Source organism: Sandarakinorhabdus sp., assembly GCF_041689835.1.
Lineage (GTDB): Bacteria > Pseudomonadota > Alphaproteobacteria > Sphingomonadales > Sphingomonadaceae > Sandarakinorhabdus.
In genome coordinates this window covers 1-2,675 of record NZ_JBDNFM010000255.1, presented here as the reverse complement: position 1 = coordinate 2,675, position 2,675 = coordinate 1, and the positions used below count along the sequence as shown (strand labels likewise).

At 65.5% G+C, this 2,675-nt stretch carries 2 protein-coding genes; one reads left to right on the top strand and one right to left on the bottom strand.

The window, feature by feature from the left end; all coding sequences use genetic code 11:
- Positions 1–949, top strand: a 949-nt coding sequence (gene groEL, locus ACESL8_RS12995) for a chaperonin GroEL (RefSeq protein ID WP_372919528.1), incomplete at its 5' end; no start/stop codon positions are given.
- Between the two features lie 194 nt (positions 950–1,143).
- Here the strand turns inward: groEL and ACESL8_RS12990 are convergent.
- Positions 1,144–2,493 (bottom strand): MATE family efflux transporter, encoded by a 1,350-nt coding sequence (locus ACESL8_RS12990; protein ID WP_372919526.1) that lies wholly within the window; start codon positions 2,491–2,493, stop codon positions 1,144–1,146.
- Positions 2,494–2,675 lie beyond the last annotated feature (182 nt).

The following is a 2,675-nucleotide window of genomic DNA, read 5'->3' as shown; positions in this document are numbered from 1 at the left end:
GCCGGTGCTGGAAGCCGTGGTGCAGTCGGGCCGTCCGCTGCTCATCATTGCCGAAGATATCGAAGGCGAAGCGCTGGCCACCCTGGTGGTCAACAAATTGCGCGGCGGCCTCAAGGTCGCGGCTGTCAAGGCTCCGGGCTTCGGCGATCGCCGCAAGGCCATGCTGGAAGACATCGCCATCCTGACCGCCGGCGAGATGATCAGCGAAGACCTGGGCATCAAGCTGGAAAACGTCACGCTGCCGATGCTGGGCCAGGCCAAGCGCATCACCATCGACAAGGACAACACCATCATCGTTGATGGCGAAGGCGCTGCCGATGCGATCAAGGCGCGCGTCGAACAGATCCGCGCCCAGATCGAAGTGACGACCAGCGATTACGACCGCGAAAAGCTGCAGGAGCGGCTGGCCAAGCTGGCCGGCGGTGTGGCCGTGCTCAAGATCGGTGGCAGCACCGAAGTGGAAGTGAAAGAGCGCAAGGACCGCGTTGACGATGCCCTGCACGCCACCCGCGCTGCGGTGGAAGAAGGTATCGTCCCGGGCGGCGGCACGGCATTGCTGTATGCCACCCACGCGCTGGACGGCATGAAGGGCGCCAACGACGACCAGACCCGTGGCATCGATATCGTGCGCAAGGCCATCCAGGCCCCGCTGCGCCAGATCGCGATCAATGCGGGCCATGATGGCGGCGTTGTGGCTGGCAAGCTGCTGGAAGGCGGCGACCAGACCATCGGCTTCAATGCCCAGACCGACGTGTACGAAAACCTGGTCAAGGCCGGCGTGATCGATCCCACCAAGGTTGTGCGCACCGCGCTGCAGGATGCGGCCTCGGTTGCTTCGCTGCTGATCACCACGGAAGCTGCGATCACCGATCTGCCGGCTGACGACAAGGGCGGCGGCGGCGGCATGGGCGGCGGCGGCATGGGCGGCATGGGCGGCATGGATTTCTGATCGAGACGGCTGGCCACAGTGCGCAGCACTGTGGCCAGACTCGGCGAGATCCGGCCAGCGAACGAAAAAGGGCGGCCCCAACAGGCCGCCCTTTTTTGATTCGTCTGACGGCGCGGCTCCGCCGCGCTCTTTCTGTCTTTTTTCCTTCGCACCCCCAGCGGACTCGGCGGCTCCGCCGCCGGCCGCGCGAACAGTCACCCCCGCGGCCGGGCGCGCCACACCGCCAGTGCATTCACCAGCCCAAACACCACCGTGCCCGCTGCGGCCGCCGCGTAAACGCCTGCGATTGGTGCCGATTGTGCTGCCATCCATGCGGCGCCGCCCGCAGTGATGATCAGCCTGCCGATCCCGGCCGCCAGTGCCCCCCGCATTCGGCCGAAACCTTGCGCGGCAAAATAAAGCATCAAGCCCATCCCGAAGAAACAGTAGAACGGGCCAGCGATCTGGAACCACAAATGGCCAGCGGCAAAGACCTGCGGATCGCTGGTGAACCGGTCCAGCCACAGGCCCGGTGCGATCAGCAAAAATGCACTGATCAGCGCGGAGCCGAAAAACCCCAGCGCGCCGGCCAGCTTGGTGACGGCCCAGGCGCGGTCGTGCAAACCGGCGCCAGCGGCCGCGCTGACCATGGTCAACACGCCGGTGCCAACCGCAAACAGCAGCGGAATCATCAGATTATCGACCCGCGAAGCGATGCCATAGCCTGCCAGGGCCTGCACGCCATATTGGCCAACCGATCCGGTGATGGCGATCAGGGTCACGCTGGACACAACCGTGCCCAGCGCCGACACGAGGCCAACGCCCAGAATGGCGCGCACCGGCTGCGCCCGCGCCGGGTGCCAGTGCAGATGCAGCGGGCCGTCGCCGCGCCGCAACCAGCGCACGTAAATGATCAATGAGCCGATGTAATACAGCAGGGTGGCAATCCCGGCGCCGGCAATGCCCAGCGCTGGCAGCGGGCCCCAGCCAAAGATCAACAGCGGCGATAGCGGCACCAACATGGCCGCACCGCCGAGGGATACGATGGCGGGTAGTTTGACTTCGCCGGCCGCGCGCAAGGCAGACCCAATCAAATTGACCATCCAGAAAATCACCGAGCCGCCAAATATCCAGCCCGAAAAGGCCAGCGCCTGATCCAACGCGGCGCCGCGTGCGCCAAGGGCTGCATAAAGCGGCGGCCCACCCAAAAGCGCAGCGGCCGTGAACAGCGTGCCAAAGCCGATCGCGATCAACACTGCATGCCAAAGCAATTCATTGGCCCGGGCCTGGTCTCCTGCGCCCTTGGCGCGGGCGATGGCCGCCGCCACGCCGCCGCCGATGCCGCCGCCGCTCATGGCGTTCATCAGCAGCACCAGCGGTAACACCAGCGAGACAGCGGCAATGGCCTGGGTGCCGAGCTGGCTGACCCAATAGGCTTCGAGCACGGTGACAAAATTCTGTGCAAGGACCACGACGATCACCGGGAAGGTGAGCCGTGCCAAAGTGGGGAGGATGGGCGCTGTCAGGACCGCTGTGAAACGCGGATCAACCGGTGTGCTGTTCATGATTTTGGCCTGCCAGACGAATATCGCACGCGGCGGCGCACGGGAGAGGATGTCGCATGCACTTGGCCACACGGTTTTGGCCAGCCAACCGGGCGCGGCTGCGACAAGGCGCCATCATCGCGTTTACCGCAGCGTTCACCGCAGCGTTCACCGGCGCGTTCACCGGCGCGTTCACCGGCGCG

Coding starts and splice junctions, on each gene's coding strand:
- ACESL8_RS12990 (WP_372919526.1), bottom strand. CDS start 2,493: ATGAACAGCACACCGGTTGATCCGCGTTTCACAGCGGTCCTGACAGCG.